At 68.0% G+C, this 15,502-nt stretch carries 15 protein-coding genes; 6 read left to right on the top strand and 9 right to left on the bottom strand.

From position 1 onward, the window contains the following. Positions 1-11: 11 nt before the first annotated feature. Positions 12-401, top strand: a complete 390-nt coding sequence (locus HV701_RS05705) for a VOC family protein (protein WP_175132101.1) — start codon at positions 12-14, stop codon at positions 399-401. A 67-nt stretch (positions 402-468) separates the two neighbouring features. Here the strand turns inward: HV701_RS05705 and HV701_RS05700 are convergent, their stop codons facing one another. Continuing rightward, the gene (locus HV701_RS05700; RefSeq protein WP_175132100.1) at positions 469-765 is read right to left on the bottom strand and encodes a flagellar transcriptional regulator FlhD; all 297 of its coding nucleotides are present in this window, start codon (positions 763-765) and stop codon (positions 469-471) included. 316 nt (positions 766-1,081) lie between these two features. On the opposite strand from HV701_RS05700, the gene HV701_RS05695 reads away from it, so the two are divergent. The 3 genes from HV701_RS05695 to HV701_RS05685 all read left to right on the top strand — a co-directional run bounded on the left by HV701_RS05695 (position 1,082) and on the right by HV701_RS05685 (position 5,678). Continuing rightward, on the top strand, positions 1,082-1,795 hold the full coding sequence (locus tag HV701_RS05695) for a DUF2325 domain-containing protein (RefSeq protein ID WP_175132099.1): 714 nt from the start codon (positions 1,082-1,084) through the stop codon (positions 1,793-1,795). Positions 1,796-2,169: 374 nt separating this feature from the next. Next, the gene (locus tag HV701_RS05690) at positions 2,170-5,148 is read left to right on the top strand and encodes a GAF domain-containing hybrid sensor histidine kinase/response regulator (RefSeq protein ID WP_175132098.1); all 2,979 of its coding nucleotides are present in this window, start codon (positions 2,170-2,172) and stop codon (positions 5,146-5,148) included. A 173-nt stretch (positions 5,149-5,321) separates the two neighbouring features. Beyond that, positions 5,322-5,678 carry a hypothetical protein gene (locus HV701_RS05685; protein ID WP_419761618.1) on the top strand — a complete coding sequence of 119 codons (357 nt, stop codon included), beginning with the start codon at positions 5,322-5,324 and terminating at the stop codon, positions 5,676-5,678. Positions 5,679-5,811: 133 nt separating this feature from the next. Here the strand turns inward: HV701_RS05685 and HV701_RS05680 are convergent, their stop codons facing one another. Then, positions 5,812-7,251, bottom strand: a complete 1,440-nt coding sequence (locus HV701_RS05680) for an RNA polymerase factor sigma-54 (protein WP_175132096.1) — start codon at positions 7,249-7,251, stop codon at positions 5,812-5,814. A gap of 169 nt (positions 7,252-7,420) precedes the next feature. Beyond that, positions 7,421-8,341, bottom strand: a complete 921-nt coding sequence (locus tag HV701_RS05675; RefSeq protein WP_175132190.1) for a sigma-54 interaction domain-containing protein — start codon at positions 8,339-8,341, stop codon at positions 7,421-7,423. A gap of 190 nt (positions 8,342-8,531) precedes the next feature. Between HV701_RS05675 and HV701_RS05670 the strand changes: the two genes are divergently transcribed. Then, positions 8,532-9,899, top strand: coding sequence for a sigma-54-dependent transcriptional regulator (locus tag HV701_RS05670; RefSeq protein ID WP_175132095.1), 1,368 nt, complete (start codon positions 8,532-8,534; stop codon positions 9,897-9,899). A 13-nt stretch (positions 9,900-9,912) separates the two neighbouring features. Here the strand turns inward: HV701_RS05670 and HV701_RS05665 are convergent, their stop codons facing one another. Next, complete coding sequence (locus HV701_RS05665) at positions 9,913-10,296, bottom strand: hypothetical protein (protein WP_236756684.1); 384 nt, start codon at positions 10,294-10,296, stop codon at positions 9,913-9,915. Between the two features lie 142 nt (positions 10,297-10,438). Here HV701_RS05665 and HV701_RS05660 point away from each other — a divergent pair, with 142 nt between their 5' ends. Further along, positions 10,439-10,735 (top strand): hypothetical protein, encoded by a 297-nt coding sequence (locus tag HV701_RS05660; RefSeq protein ID WP_175132094.1) that lies wholly within the window; start codon positions 10,439-10,441, stop codon positions 10,733-10,735. On the opposite strand, the gene HV701_RS05655 is transcribed toward HV701_RS05660, so the two are convergent. The 5 genes from HV701_RS05655 to HV701_RS05635 form a co-directional block, all read right to left on the bottom strand. Further along, positions 10,699-12,087 carry a DUF2254 domain-containing protein gene (locus HV701_RS05655; protein ID WP_175132093.1) on the bottom strand — a complete coding sequence of 463 codons (1,389 nt, stop codon included), beginning with the start codon at positions 12,085-12,087 and terminating at the stop codon, positions 10,699-10,701. The genes HV701_RS05660 and HV701_RS05655 overlap by 37 nt on opposite strands. Positions 12,088-12,213: 126 nt before the next feature. Next, positions 12,214-12,936, bottom strand: a complete 723-nt coding sequence (locus tag HV701_RS05650) for an ABC transporter ATP-binding protein (RefSeq protein WP_175132092.1) — start codon at positions 12,934-12,936, stop codon at positions 12,214-12,216. Next, complete coding sequence (locus HV701_RS05645; RefSeq protein WP_175132091.1) at positions 12,933-13,667, bottom strand: ABC transporter ATP-binding protein; 735 nt, start codon at positions 13,665-13,667, stop codon at positions 12,933-12,935. The genes HV701_RS05650 and HV701_RS05645 overlap by 4 nt, the downstream gene beginning before the upstream one ends. Next, on the bottom strand, positions 13,664-14,611 hold the full coding sequence (locus HV701_RS05640; RefSeq protein ID WP_175132090.1) for a branched-chain amino acid ABC transporter permease: 948 nt from the start codon (positions 14,609-14,611) through the stop codon (positions 13,664-13,666). Before HV701_RS05640 ends, HV701_RS05645 begins: the two co-directional genes overlap by 4 nt. Next, on the bottom strand, positions 14,608-15,471 hold the full coding sequence (locus HV701_RS05635) for a branched-chain amino acid ABC transporter permease (protein ID WP_175132089.1): 864 nt from the start codon (positions 15,469-15,471) through the stop codon (positions 14,608-14,610). The genes HV701_RS05640 and HV701_RS05635 overlap by 4 nt, the downstream gene beginning before the upstream one ends. Positions 15,472-15,502: the final 31 nt, after the last annotated feature.

Here is a 15,502-nt window from a genome sequence, read left to right as displayed (position 1 = left end):
AGGGGCTGTTTATGTTTTCGCATGTGTGCCTGGGCGTGGGCGATTTCGATCGCGCCTATGCCTTCTATTCCGTATTGGCGGAGGCGCTCGGCCTGGAGCCGCGCTTTCTCGAACGCGAACAGCCCTGGGCGGGCTGGCAGCCGGCGGGCGGCGGGCGGCCGCTGCTGGTCATCGGCGCGCCCCACGACGGTAACCCGGCCTCGCCGGGAAATGGGCAGATGACGGCCTTCCTGGCACAGGATCGCGCCACCGTGGATCGCTGCCATGCCCTGGCGCTGGCGCATGGCGCCTGCTGCGAAGGCCCACCGGGATTGCGCCCGCACTACCACGCCAACTACTACGGCGCCTATTTCCGCGATCCCGACGGCAACAAGCTGTGCGTGGTCTGCCACGCGCCCTGAGGCGTCCGCTGATCGCGCAGGATCCCACCGCCGGCCGGCGCCAGGCTGCTTTTGATCGGCGCGGGCGCTAGGCTGGGGTACGGGTCGGCGCGGCGCCGGCCGCCAGGGGCGCTTCCATGCCCTGGCTGAGCGCCGCCAGCAGCAGGCGGGGCTCGAGAGACAACTGGGCCAGCATCACGCTGCATCGGGACAAGCGGGTCAGATCGTCGAGTTCCTGCCGGGCCAGCCACTCGCAGGCCTGGACCGACACCTGCATACCCGTCAACGCCGACAGGTTGCCGCTGCGGGCGATCCGCTGCAACAGCAGCAGGTACATGAGATTGGTCTCGTGGATGTCGCGCAGAAGTTCGGTGGATTGCGGCATTGGTCGCCCCTCACTTCACTGAATCGCGGCCGGGCGGGTGCCGGGCCGGGAACAGGCATGACGCGCGCATCCTGAAGGCGCTTGATCGAGCCGGTAAAGGCTTGCCTGCCGGCATTGCCTGTTCATCATATTTAAGTGGTCCCGGGGCCGTCAGTAGTGGATTTCCCGAGCGGGGAAGGGTCATTTCGTCAAAATGGTAAAAAAGACCTATTCTCATTTATAATGCCCGGCATGCGGAAACGCGCCAACCGAACGGCGCCAACCTGAAGGCGCCAATCCCATGCACCGCCGCGTTCCGCCACCCGAGAGGCTCAAGATGACCCTAGCATTCCAGGCGCCCAATTCGCTGCAGCGCGAGCATGCGGCATTGCTGGCCGCCTACGGCCAGGCCCAGGCGCGTTGCAGCCGTCTGCTGAGCGCGCAGGCGCAGCGCATCGCACATCTCGAGGCCGAGGTCTTCAAGTTGCGGGCCCAGGTGATCCAGCGGGATACCGCGCTGGCCTGGGCGCGGCAGGACCGGGCCGCGCTCGAGGGCACGATCCCGGGGCTTGCCCCCCGCATCGCGCTGGCGCGGCGCGTGAGCCAGTTGGTGGAGCGGGTGCAGGGGCTGATGCGCGAACGCCTGGCCTGGCAGGACCGCGCGGCCCAGGCGCGCGAGCGGTCGCGCGACCGCGCGGTCGAGCCGCCAGCGCCCGCCGCGGTCATCGCCGCCACTGCGCTGCGCGAAAAATCGGTGCTGTGCGTGGGCGAGGACGCCATGGCCCTGATGCTGACACGCAAGGTGGTGGAAATGGCCGGCGGGCGCTACCTCGGCCATTGCGGCGGCGAGAACGCCGACGCCGAGACCCTTGAGGCCAGCCTGGTGGCGGCCGACCTGGTCATCTGCCAGACCGGTTGCGTCAGTCATGGCGCCTACTGGCGCGTCAAGGACCACTGCACCCGCACCGGCAAGCAGTGCGTGCTGGTCGACAAGCCCGAGGCGCTGACCGCGCTGGGACTGGCGCGCGAAAGCGCCGAATTGCCGCGCTGACTCGGAATCACCCGCCGGCCTCGGCCGCGGCTGCGCCGTCCGGCTTGTTGGGTCTCGGTCAGGCGGGCGTGCTCACGCACCCCCAAGACTGCGGCCGGCGCAGGGCCGCGCCGCGCCCGCGAGCAGGGTCCGTGGCTCCATTCGAGCGCGGGACCGTCGAGCATGGTGTACCTCGTCGACGTTGCGTTCGGAGCAGGGGGCGGACAAGGCGGAGGCGGGGGGCCATGAGGCAGCGGTTTGTCGTTAATGGGATTCGCTCGCACTATGGGCGGCATGGTCGCGGGCGGCAAGGCGTAATGCCGCGTTACCTAGGGTTGCGGCTCTGGCGCCGTCGCCGCAATACAGTCCATGGTGGAACGACCGCAGGAGACCCCATGCTGACCCGGCGAGACCGCGTAACCCATTCCTGGACCGATACGCTTGCACGGCTGGAGGACGAGCGCGTCATGTTGCAGCGGATCGCAGCCGGCGTGCCGCTGGCTGACGTGCTGGGGCATATGCTGCACGCGATCGAGGCGCAGTCCAGTGTCGGGCTGCGCGCCTCGATCGCGCTGGTCGAGGACAACGGCGGCTTCTTGCGCCATGGGGCCGCGCCCAGCCTGCCGGCGCAGTTCAATGCCGCCGTCGATCATGCGCCGATCGGGCCGGATATGGCCTCATGGGGCATGGCGGCGGATTCGGGTAGCCCGGTCTACGTCGAAGACATCGCCACCCATCCCGCCTGGGCCTGCTGGCGCGAGCAGGCGTTGTCACATGGCCTGCGCGCCTGCTGGTCCACGCCCATCAAGGCTCCCGACGGCCGATTGCTGGGCGTGTTCTCCAACTACTATGGGACGCCACGCGCGCCCTCGGCCGAGGACATCGACGCGATTGCCGTGATCACGCGCAGCGCGGCGCTGGCGATCGAACGGCATTTGACCGAGACTGCGCTGCGCCGCAGTGGCGAACGCTGGCGCGCCATGTTCGACGGCATGCAGGAGGCCTTCTTCCTGAGCGAAGCGCTGCGCGACGCGGCGGGCCGTATCGTCGACTTCCGGTTCATCGAGGTCAACCCCGCGTTCGAGCGCCAGAGCGGCATGAAAGAAGGCGATACGCTCGGCCATACCTTGCGCGAGATGATTCCCGGGGTGCCGGACGGGATCCTGGACGCTTTCGCGCAGGTGGTCGAGACCGGCGAGCCGGCGCAGTTCGAGTTCGCGGTGCCCGAGCCCCGGGCGGCCTGGTACGAGGCCCGCGCGCGGCGCGAAGGTGATAACCGGATGATGGCGTTGTTCCTGGACGTGACGGCGCGCAAGACAGCCGAAGCGGAACTCTGGGAGGGGCAATACCGCAAGAATTTCGTGCTGGCGCTGGGCGACCGCATGCGTGAATTGCAGCAGCAGGCGGCGATCGAGCAACTGGCATGCGAGAGCTTGGGGCAGCATCTGGCGTTGGGATTGGTGGCGGTGGTCGATTGGCCGGCGCAGGACGCCGGGCCTGTCGTATCGACGCGCTGGCATCCACCCGGCGACCCGTCCGGCCACTGCCTGGGACCGGCATTGCTGGCCCGGATCCATGATGCGCTGGACGCCGGCCGCACGGTCTTCCTGGAGCCGTTGCTGGCGCAGTCCGATGGCGATGTCCAGCCTTCCACCATTGTCGTGCCGATGGACCGCTGGGGCCGGCGCGGCGGGGCGCTGGTGGTGCGGACGGCGGCGGATTCGCGGCTCAAGCGCGGCGACGTGGCCTGTATCGAGGACGTGACCGAGCGGCTGTGCGGCGCGGTCGAGCGCTCGCAATACGCGCGCATGCTGGAGCAGCGGGTCGAGCACGCTATTGCCGAGCGCGACCGCATCTGGCGCATGTCGCCGGAACTGCTGGCCGTGATCGATGCGCAGGGGCGCTATGCCAGCGTCAACCCGGCGGTGCGGCCGATCCTGGGCTGGACCCAGGAGCAGTTCCTGGCCATGAGGCTGAGCCAGCTGATCCACCCGGAGGACTACCAGGCCACCCGCGATGCCCTGGCGCAGGCGCGCCGCGTTGACGCGCCGCAGGGCGCGCGCCATCTGGAGAACCGCGTGCTCAAGCGCGACGGCGGTTATGCCTGGATCACCTGGAGCATGTCCTGGGCGCAGGACAGCCTGTATCTGGCGGGACGCGACGATACCGATTTGAAATCGCAGGCCGAGACGCTGGCGGAGACCGAAAACGCCTTGCGCCAGGCGCAGAAGATGGAGGCGGTCGGACGCCTGACGGGAGGCATCGCGCACGATTTCAACAACATGCTGCAGGGCATCACCGGGGCGCTCTACCTGATCCAGCGCAAGCTGGCCGCCGGCGTGCCGGAACAGGCCGAGCGCTTTGTCGGCGTGGCCATGGACTCGGCCAACCGCGCGGCCCACCTGACGCAACGGCTGCTGACGTTCTCGCGGCGCCAGCCGATCGATCCGCAGCCGTTCTCGGTCGCCGCCACGCTGCAGTCGATGGTCGATCTGTTCCATCGCTATACCGGCGAAGGGGTCACGCTGGCCTTCGACCTGGAGAGCGGGTTGTGGCCGGTGCGCTGCGACCGCAATCAGTTCGAGAACGCGTTGCTGAACTTGGTGATCAACGCCTGCGATGCCATGCCGGATGGCGGCAAGCTGACCGTGGCCGCGTTCAACACGCGCCTGGATCCGGCGTTCCTGCGGCCTTATCCGGGCGCGCAACCGGGCGACTTCGTCGAAGTGCGCGTCACCGATGCCGGTTGCGGCATGTCGCCCGATGTGTTGGCCCACGCCTTCGATCCGTTCTTCACCACCAAGCCGCTGGGCGAGGGCACGGGGCTGGGACTTTCCATGATCTACGGCTTCGCCAAGCAGGCCGGCGGTGTCGTAACGCTGGAGAGCAAGGTGAAGGTGGGCACCTCGGTCAGGATCTTCCTGCCACGCCACCAGGGCACGGCGGCCGGCGCCACAACGCCCGCGCCGGCCGCCGGCGCCAGGCACGGCGCCGCGCGCCAGGCCGTGGTGCTGGTGGTGGAGGACGAAGCCAATGTGCGCGAGATGGTGTGCGAGAGCCTGGCGGAACTGGGCATGCGGGTGCTGGCCGCCGGTGACGGCGATGCCGGCCTGGAGCAACTGCGCAGCGCCGCCAGCCTTGACCTGCTGGTCACCGATGTCGGCCTGCCGGGCTTGAACGGCCGCCAGTTGGCGGACGCCGCGCGCGCCATCCATCCTGGCCTGAAAGTCCTGTTGATGACCGGCTATGCCGAAAGCGCGGCGCGCGGCTCCGGCTTTCTCGACAGTGGCATGGCGCTGATCGTCAAACCCTTTGCACTGGACGTTCTGGCCGAGCGTGTGCAAAGGATGCTGGAACCGGCCGGGGCCGATTGAACCTCGCGCGGTGCCCGCGCTGATGAGCGCGCCTGGGCGGATGCGCACCCTATTCAAGCGTCGGTAAAAATTGCCGGCAGCCGCCTTTGCCAGGGGGCGTCGAGGGCAGGCACGGGGGTTGCGACAGGGGCAGGGCAACTCACACAAGGAGTGAACTTATGAAAATCCGTGCTTTGACCTATGCCATCGTCGTCGCCGCCAGCCTCGGTGGAACCGGCGCCGCCTGGGCGCAGTCAGCCAGCCCTTCGAGCCCGTCCAACACGCCCAACGACGGCACCGCGGTGCCGCCGAACCGCCCGGTGCCTCCGGGCCAGGCCGCGCCGGCGCCCAACGCGCCGCCCAGCACGCCGGGCAAGGCACCGAACCTGGACCACAAGAACAAGGCCGCGCCGGGCGGTAAGCATTCTGGCGAGATGTCGAAAAGCGGGATGTCGAAAAAGCCGCGCGGCGCCAATGAGAATGTGCCGCGCACGCCGGCCGGCGGCGCCACGCCGCCGCCGGGCTATCCGAACACGGGCGGCAGCAAGTAAATGGAATCGCGGGCGGCCCACGTCAGGGCGGCCCGCGTCAGGGCGGCCCTCGTTTCCATGCGCATCCCCGCCCGGCACCCGTGTGCCTGCGGGGATGCGTCGCCTCGAACACGCGTGGCGCGTCGACGCCGCCTCAATGTACGCGCCGCAGTTCGGCCGGCGGCAGGCGCAATTGGCCGCGGTACTTCGACACCGTGCGGCGCGCCAGGACGATGCCATTGGCGGCCAGTTGCTGCGCCAGCGCCACGTCCGAAAGCGGCATGGCGGGGTCCTCGGCCTCGATCAGTTCCTTGATCAGCGCGCGCACCGCCGCCGCCGAGCAGGTGCCACCGGAATCGGTGGGCAGCTCACGCGAGAAGAAATGGCGGAACTCGAAGACCCCGCGCGGGGTGACCATGTATTTGCCAACGGTGGCGCGCGACACGGTCGACTCATGCATGTCCAGGTCGTCGGCGACTTCCTTGAGCATCAACGGCCGCAGCGCCACGTCGCCGTACTCGAAGAATGTCTGCTGGCGCTTGACGATGGCTTCGGCCACACGCTGGATGGTGCTGTAGCGCTGTTCGACATTGCGCACCAGCCAGCGCGCTTCCTGCAGTTCCTGGGCCATGGGGCTGCGGTCGTCCAGGCGCGCGCGCCGGAACAATTCGGCATACACCTCATGCAGACGGGCCTGCGGCATGGCGCCGCGGTTGGGCTGCACACGCCAGCGCGAGCGCCATTTGTCGACGAAGACGTCCGGCACCACGTAGGCCGGCGTCTGGTCGTCGTAGCGGCGTCCGGGCTTGGGATCGAGGCCGCGGATCAAGCTGCAGGCGGCACGCAGCGCCTCGTCATCGCAATCGAGCGCGTGGCGCATCGCGGCGAAGTCATTGCGGGCCAGCCGCTCGATCTGTTCACGCACGATGCGCAGCGCCAGCGCGCGCAGCGGCGCGTTCAGGCCGGGTGCAGCCTCCAACTGCAGGGCCAGGCATTCCTGCAGGTCGCGCGCGCCCAGTCCGGGGGCGTCCAGTTGCTGCACCAGCCGCAAAGCCGCCAGCCATTCGCCGTCATCGGGCGGCGGCGAGAAGTCCGGGCTCAAGGCATCGCACAGGCTGGCCGGGGGCGTGCGCAGGTAGCCGTCCTCGTCCAGCGAGTCGATGATGAATTCGGCCAGCAGCCGGTCGCGCGGGCCGAGCCGGTAATTGCCCAGTTCGAGCGACAGCTTTTCCCGCATCGAAACCGGCGCGCTGGCCCATTGGCCCAGATCGCGCTCCGGGCCATCGGCATGCGCCGAGGTCGGGTAATCGCCGGCATACTCGCGCGGGGGCTGTGGCGCGTCCGCGGCCATGGCCGGGGTGGCGGCGGATTCCGCGCCGCCGTCCGGCGCCGCCTGCGTGGCGCTGGCATTGGCCCCGTGCGGACCCGCTGCCTGCGTATCGGCAGGAGTTTCCGCTTCCTCCAGGAAAGGGTTGCTGGCCAGCGCCAGTTCCACCGCTGTCGTGAATTCCAGCGCCGACATCTGCAGCAGCTTGACCGATTGCTGCAGGCGCGGCGCCAGGGTCATCTGCTGGCGCAGGCGCAGTTCTTGCATCGGATATACCAAGAAATTCTCCCAACGGCAGCCGCCGGAAGGGCGGCGCATCCCTGGATTGATGCAAGGATCATGCCTGCCCGCGCCGCGGGCGCACACGGACCGGGCGCCGCTGGGCGGCGATTCAGGATTACAAGGGGACGGTAAATATTGCCGGCCGGCCGGGCGCTCAGGCGGGGGCCGGGCCGCCGGCTTCCTGTTGGTACATATCCAGCCGGTTGTAGAGGGTTTTCAGGCTCACGCCGAGCGTTGCGGCCGCCAGACGTTTGTCGCCGCCGTGGTGTGCCAGCGTGGCCAGGATGAAATCGCGTTGCGCATTGTCCAGCGCCGTGCCGACGGCAACGCTGAACACGCCATCCTTGAGTTCGGTTCGCGCGGCGGCCCGGGCCTGTGGCAGCGCGGCGTCGAGCTGGTCGTCACAAAGAATGTAGGCGCGCTGCACCGCATTGCGCAGTTCGCGGACATTGCCGGGCCAGTCATGGCGGGCGATGGCCTGCAGCAGGCGCGTCGAGAATTTCTTGGCGGTGGCGTGGCGCTGGTTCAATTCGTCAAGGCATTGCTGCGCCAGTACCGCGGCATCGCCCGCGCGTTCGCGCAGCGGCGGCACGCGCAGGGGGATCACCAGCAGGCGATGCAGGAAGTCCTGGCGCAGGCGGCCGGCGGCCACCGCGGCGGCCGGATCCCGGTTGCTGGCGCACAGGATGCGGGCGTTGGCGCGCAGCAGGTCGGAACCGCCCACGCGCTGATACGTGCCGCTCTCCAGCACCCGCAGGAAATGCACCTGCATGTCCGGCGGCATTTCGGTGACTTCATCCAGAAACAGGGTGCCGCCGCTGGCCGACTCGAAGTAGCCGGCATTCTGCGCCACGGCGCCCGTGAAACTGCCTTTCTCGTGGCCGAACAACTCGGCATGGGCCAACGAGCCGCTGATGGCGCCACAGTTGACGGCCACGAACGGCTGGTCGGCGCGCCCGCTGGCCGCGTGAATGGCGCGCGCCACCACTTCCTTGCCGGCGCCGCTTTCGCCGACGATGAACACGCTGGCATCGGACGCGGCGGCCAAGCGCACCTGCGCGGCCAGCTTCTGCATGATGGGGGACAGGCTGGAGACGTCCATGGTGAGGACCATGGTAGGGGGCGTGCCGCCGCGAGTATGCGTCCAGTTGCAAGCAATCGAAAACTTTGGTGCATCTTGTCGAATTTTTGCGCCACGCCGCGCTGGCTTGGCTATGCTCGACGGAGGCCGGGCGCGTGGTCCGGCAACGGCCCCGAGAGAGAGCATGCCCCACCTGCTGATCGTCGATGATGATGACGCCATCCGCGAGACCCTGGCCGAAATCGGCCGCGAAAGCGGCTTCACCGTCGCGCTCGCCGCCAGCGTGCGCGATGCGTGGATCCAGCTCGAGCGTCGGGCGCCCGACCTGGTGCTGACCGACGTGCGGCTGCCGGAGGGCAGCGGCATGGACATCTTCAAGAATGTGGCTGCGGCCAGTGCCGAGGTGGTGGTGATGACCGGCCACGGCACGCTGGACAATGCGGTGCAAGCGCTGCGGCTGGGCGCCACCGATTATCTGGTCAAGCCGATCTGCATGGAGCGCCTCAATGCGATTCTGGCGCGCATTGTTTCCAGCGCCGGCGACGCGCCGCCGGGCGTGCCGTTCGAAGCGCCGGGGCGCTTCGGCAAGATGTATGGCGACTCGCCGCCGATGCGCGAGCTATACCGCCATATCGGGCGCGTGGCGCCGACCGACGTCACCGTCCTGCTGGTCGGCGAGAGCGGCACGGGCAAAGAACTGGCGGCCCACGCGATCCACGCATTGAGCGCGCGCCGCCAGCGGCCCTTCATCGCCGTCAACTGCGGCGCCATCTCGCCTCACCTGATCGAAAGCGAAATGTTCGGCCATGAACGCGGCAGCTTCACCGGCGCCGACCGTCAGCACAAGGGCTATTTCGAGCGTGCCGATGGCGGCACGCTGTTCCTGGATGAAGTCACCGAAATGCCGCTGGACCTGCAGGTGAAATTGTTGCGGGTCCTGGAGACAGGGCATTTCATGCGGGTCGGCACGCATCGCGAGATCGGCTGCGACATCCGTGTCATCGCCGCCACCAACCGCAGCCCCGAGCAGGCGGTGCAGGAGGGCAAGCTGCGCGAGGATCTTTATTACCGCCTCAATGTGTTTCCCCTGGCGCTGCCGCCCTTGCGCGAACGCGGCGCGGACATCGAGCTGCTGGCCGACCGCTTCCTGCGCACGCAAAACGAGGAAAGCGGCGCCCACAAGGTGTTCTCGCCCCGGGCCGCGGCCGCGCTGGCGCAGTATGCATGGCCGGGTAATGTGCGCGAACTGAAGAACTTCGTGCGGCGCGCATTCATCATGGCCGAAGGCGACGAACTGGAGGCCGATCATTTGACGCCGCAGGTGTCGCCGGGCGGGGCGGCCGGGGGCGCCGAGGTCAGCGTGCCGGTCGGCGAAACCCTGGCGGAGGCCGACCGCCGCCTGATCCTGGCCACGCTGGCGCGGTGCAAGGGGGTCAAGAAGCAGGCCGCGGCGCTGCTGGGCATCAGTCCCAAGACCCTCTACAACCGGCTCGAGGAATACGCTGCGTCCGGTGACCCCCTGCCGGGCGAGTGGCCGGACGCGCCGCGCTGATGCCGGTGGCGCGCTACTTGCCGTGGCGCGTCTTCAGATCAGCCATGCAGGCGTCCTTGGCGTTGCCCGACAGGGCATCGCATTTCTCCTTGCCGACCTTGTAGTCTGCCTCGTTGCGGGTCTTGGCCGCGTCATGGTTGGCTTCGGCCTTTTCCACGGCGGCCTTGGCGTCGGCCTTGGCCTTGTCGCGCGTGGCCTCGGCTTGCCGCAGGCAGACATCTTTCTGGTTGCCTTTCATGGCGTCGCATTGCTTCTTGTCCTTTTCGTATTGATGGTCGACCTGCGCATCGCTGCGCACAGACATGGTCTGCGCGTGGGTGGGCAAGGCCAGTGCGGACAGGCACAAGGCCGTGGCCGGGATCAAGGCGCGGGACAGCGTGATGGGAAACCGATACATGGATGACTCCTTTGCTTGGCGGCGGCAGCAGGTTCTGCCGTTGCGCCGTCCTTGCCGAGCAAGTGGCGTTCCCGCCGGGCACGCCGCTTGCTCGGCACGGGGCAAGGGCGCTGGCAGTGGCGCCGTGGATCAGGAGAGCAAGATGAATTCGTCCGACCATGACAACACCCGCAACGCAGCGCCGTCCCGCCCGGCCGGCTCGCCGGCGGCGCGCGACGATGCCGTCACGCCCGCGCACGACGGCGGCGGGCAGGCCGACACACCGCGCGATGACGCGCAGGCCGCCCGCCGCAGCGGTCAGTTCGGCGCCGACCGGCCCGCTTCCGGCAAACCGGGGCCCGCCAAGCGGCGGGCCGATGACGCGCCCCATCCGCAAGGGCCGGAATATGAGGAAGGCGGCCGCTATCCCGGCGCCCGCGAGCCTGGCTCGCAGCATTGAGCGCCGTTCGATCGGCCGTCGGGACTTCGCGCGGGCACGCCGGTTGCTGCGCGATGGGCATGGCCGCCGGCAGGCCGATTCACGAGGAGGTTGCGATGTCCCTGATTGTCGCCGCGCGCTTTCACACCTTTGATGAAGCGAGCCAGGCTGCCCGCCAATTGCGCCAGGCAGGTTTCTCCGAAGGCGATATCCACACGTTCTACATCAATACCGCGGGCGAACATGCCCGCTATCCGCTTGGCGGCGACCGCAAGGCGGATCCGGACGCGCGTGGCGCGCAGGTGGGCGCGCTTGGCGGGGCGGCGCTGGTGGGACTGGCCGGAATCGCCGCGCGCTCCCTCGGCCCATAGCGCGAGCAGGCGGGCGCAGCGGCCGATAACGTCGATCGCCGTGCCAGAGTCGTTCACGGCGGGCGACAGCGCGCGGATCGCGATCTCGCTGAGCACCACGATGCCAAAGCGCGGGTCCTGGTCGTAGCTGCGGCGCGTGCCGACACTGAAGGCCTGCCGGATCCGCTCGGCGCGCGCCGCCGCGTCCGCCTCGGGATCGCTCTGCGCTTCGGTCCGCGTCTCGGTGCCAGTCGCGGCGTCCGGCGCGCCGAGCCAGGCCAGCACGGTATCCGGATAGACAAAGGTGCCAGGAATCGCGGGCACATGGAGCGGCCGGCCCGCGCGCTCGCCCTCGTCCTGCAGCGCCGCCATGTCGATGAACTGCACGTAGCCGGTCGTGCCCGCGCGCACCGCTTCGGCCCCTTGGGGCGCCGCGCGGCCGGCGCCGCGCAATTCGCGACCGCCGAGAAAGGGTTCGTCGAGCCGCGCCTCGATCGCCGCGCGCGTGGCGCGCTCGACCCGGTCGGTGGTCTCGCCGACGCGTCCGAGCAGCATCAGGTGGTTGATCCAGCGCAATAACGCGATGACGATCAGCACAATGATGCCGACGGTCACCACGAACAGCACCAGCCGGCCACGCGGCCCGTAGGCGCCAGTCTTGAGCACCACGAGCGCGACCATGCTGAAGAGGAACGAACCGATGAACGTGGACAGCACGTTCTGCGTGATGCCGTCCTGGATCAGCAGAACCGTCGCGCGCGGCGTGACGGTGTTGGTAGCCGCGCCGAACGCCGAAGTCATGATGCTCAGGGAGAAGGTCGTCACCGCCAGCATGCTCGACGCGATGATCGACAGGATGCTGTCGACCGCTTCGGCGCTGATGCTGCCCGGCAAGTCCCATGGCATGTAGCGCTCGGCCAGGGTCGCGGCCATCGCCGCCAGGATGCCGAGCGCGCCGATCAGTGTCGCGCGCACCCACAGCTTGCGCGTGAATTGCAGAAGTAGCCATCGCCAACGCGCCACGCCTGTCCCCTTGCAAAGACCCTAGTGTAACGGTACATGATGTTTCTCCAGAAGCGTGCGGGGATTCGCTCGCGGAGAAGGCAGGCTGGGCGCCGGGAAGCGCGTCGAGGAACCCGGATGCCGTACTCAAATTCCCAAGTACGCCTGCCGGACCCTTGGATCGTCCAGCAGCGCTCGCGCGGGGCCACTATGCACGATGCGGCCCGTTTCCATGACATAGCCGCGATGGGCCGCCGATAGCGCCAGATGAATATCCTGTTCGACCAGCAGGACCGTGACGCCTTCGCGCACGATGTCCGCCAGCACGCCCATCAACTGCTCGACCACCACCGGAGCCAGGCCCAGGCTCATTTCGTCGATCATCATGAGCGTCGGCGCGGCCATTAACGCGCGTGCCATGGCGCACATCTGCTGCTCGCCGCCCGACATGCTGCCGGCGAGTTGCCGGCGCCTTTCCGACAGGCGTGGGAAAAAGCCATAGATTTTGTCCAGGTCGCGCGCGATGGCCGCCTTATCGGCGCGCCGGTAGGCGCCCATCAGCAGATTGTCCTGCACCGTCATGCGATCGAACAGTTGCCGCCCTTCGGGTACCTGAACCATGCCGCGGGCGAAGGCCTCGTCCGGCGTGGGCCGGGACAACGCGCGGCCTTCCATCAGGATGCTGCCCGTGCTGGGCAACACGCACGACAGGGCGCGCAGCAGGGTGGTCTTGCCCGCGCCGTTGCTGCCGACCAGCGCGACCAGTTCCGCGCGCTGTATTTCAAGGGAGATATCGTGCAGCACCGGCAGCTCGCCATAGCCAGCGCTCAGGCCCTCGACCTTCAACACGGGGACGTCGGCGGTCTTCATGCGCGCTGCTTGCCCAAATAGGCCTGCACCACCTCGGCGTTCGCCAGCACCTCGTCCGGCGGGCCGTCGGCGATCTTTTCCCCGTGGTGCAGTACCAGGAGCCGGTCCGACAGACTCTTGATGGCCTTGATGACATGCTCGATGACCAGCACGCTGATGCCGGTATCACGCACCTTGCGGATGATCTCGATGACTTCGTCGATCTCGACCAGGTTCAGTCCCGCCATGACCTCGTCGCATAGCAGCACCTTGGGCTGCATGGCCAGGGCCTTGGCCAGTTCCAGGCGCTTGCGATCCGGGCCGCCCAGTTCGTCGGCGCGTTGGCCGGCGGCGCGCCCCAGCCCGACGAAATCCAGGCAGGTCCGGGCCTGCTCGCGCGCCAGGGCCAGCTTGGGTTGGCCGCCACCGCGGCCGAAAAGCGCGCCAACCGCCACGTTATCCAGCACCGACAGGCCAGGGAAGGGCCGCATGATCTGGAAGGTACGGCCAATGCCCAAGCGGGCGCGCCGGTAGGCCGGCAGTTGGTTGATCAGCTTGCCTTGGTACAGGATCTCGCCCTGGCTGGGCGCCAGCGTACCGCTGATCAGACTGACCAGGGTCGTCTTGCCGGCGCCGTTGGGGCCGATCAAACCCAGGATTTCACCCTCGCCCAGCGTGAAGCTGACCTGGTCCACGGCCACCAGCCCTGCGAAGCGCCGCGTCATATTGCGGATGTCGAGGATGGCGGTCATAGCCTGTGCGCCCGGATGTTCTCGACGAAATAGCGCCAGCCCGACTTGCGCAGGCGGCGCCGCAGGTCGGCCAGCCCACGCGGCATCAGCACCACCGCGGCGACGATGACCACGCCGAAAAACAGGCCGGCGGCGCTGGTGATTTCACTGGAAAGGAGTTCCGACACCGCCGACAGCGAAAAGGCCCCCACCACCGGGCCCAGAATGGTGCCCGCGCCGCCGAACACGGCCATGATGATCATCTTGACGTTCAGGCTGATGTCGAAGGCGCTTTCCGGATCGAGGAAAGTGATCCAGTAGGCGTGGATGCCGCCGGCCAGCGCGCTGAACACGCCCGACAAGGCGAAGGCCGCCACCTTGTACAGAGTGGTGTTCACACCCATGACGGCCGCGCCTTCCTCGTTTTCGCGGATCGCGATCAGGCCAAACCCGAACCTGCTGCGAGTCAGGGCGGCGATAGTCAAGGTCGCCAGCACCAGCAGCCCCAGAGCCAACTCATAGAACATGGGATCGTTATTGAGCGGCGGCAGTACCAGGCCGATATTCTGGCCGGCCAGCTTGATGTTGGAGACGATGGCCGTCATGACCTGCGCTAGCGCCAGGGTGGCGATCGCGAAGTAATGGCCGCGCAGCCGCAGCACGGGCAGACCCAGCAGCACGGCAAACGCCAGCGCCAGAGCGACCCCGAGAGCCAGGCCAACCGGGAAGGGCAGGTCCCATTGCACCATGGCGATGGCCACGCCGTAGCTGCCCAGCCCGTAAAAGACCGAATTTCCGAAGGATGCATAGCCGGCGTAACCGCCAATGATGTTCCACCCCTGGGCCAGCACCGCCAGCAGCAGCGTGTTGATGCCGAACTGCACAAGCACGTCCGAGCCGTACCACGGCACGCCGGCCAGCGCGGCCACCGCCAGCAGCAGCAGGATCGCGCGCAGCGTCTTCATGCCGCCTTTCCCAGCAGGCCGCTGGGCCGCAGCAGCAGCACCAGCACCAAGGTGCCGAAGCTGGCGACGTCGGCGAACGTCGGACCCACGTAGAGCGTGGTGAGCGATTCAACGATGCCCAGGAACAGCCCGCCGACCATCACGCCGAGCGGATTGTCCAGGCCGCCGATAATGGCAATGGCGAAGCACTTCGCCGTCAGCGTGGCGCCGATGTAGGGGTTGATCTGCGACACCGTGCCGTACAGTCCGCCCGCGGCGCCGGCCAGCGCCAACCCCAGGCCGAAGGTCACGGCGTAAAGATGGCGCGGTTCCACGCCATAGAGGCGCGCCGCCACCAGATTCTGGGCGGTGGCCCGAATGGCGCGACCCAGACGGCTATGCAGCAAGAACAGCCACATGCCCAGGGTCAACGCCAGCGCCACCCCAAAGGCGGCCAGCCGCGCCACGGGCAGCGTCACCGGGCCGAGCGAATAGCTGTTGCCTGCGTAGGGCGGATTGATGGTGCGGAAGTCGGCGGAAAACACCCATTGCGCCAGGTAGGTCAACACAACTTCCAGGCCAAAAGTGATGAGCAGCGTGTTGAACATCGGCGAGCGCACCACCAGGTTCAGCAGACCGCGCTGCAGCGCATAGCCCAGTGCGAACATGGCCGCAGCGGTAAGCGGCAGGCCCAGGAACGGGTCCACGCCCAGGTCGGTGTACAGATACCAGGACGCATAGGCGCCCAGCATGATGAACGCGCCATGCGCCAGGTTGACGATATTGAGCACGCCCCAGACCAGCGCGAGGCCTTGCGCCATCACGGCGTACAGGCCGCCGAGCAAGATGCCGTTGGCGAGGATTTGCGCCAGCAGGTCCATCGCGTCGAGGTCCGAGAAAGAGTGGGGCGCT

This window comes from Achromobacter pulmonis (assembly GCF_902859765.1).
Taxonomy (GTDB): Bacteria; Pseudomonadota; Gammaproteobacteria; order Burkholderiales; family Burkholderiaceae_B; genus Achromobacter; species Achromobacter pulmonis.
This window is presented reverse-complemented; position numbering and strand designations above follow the sequence as displayed.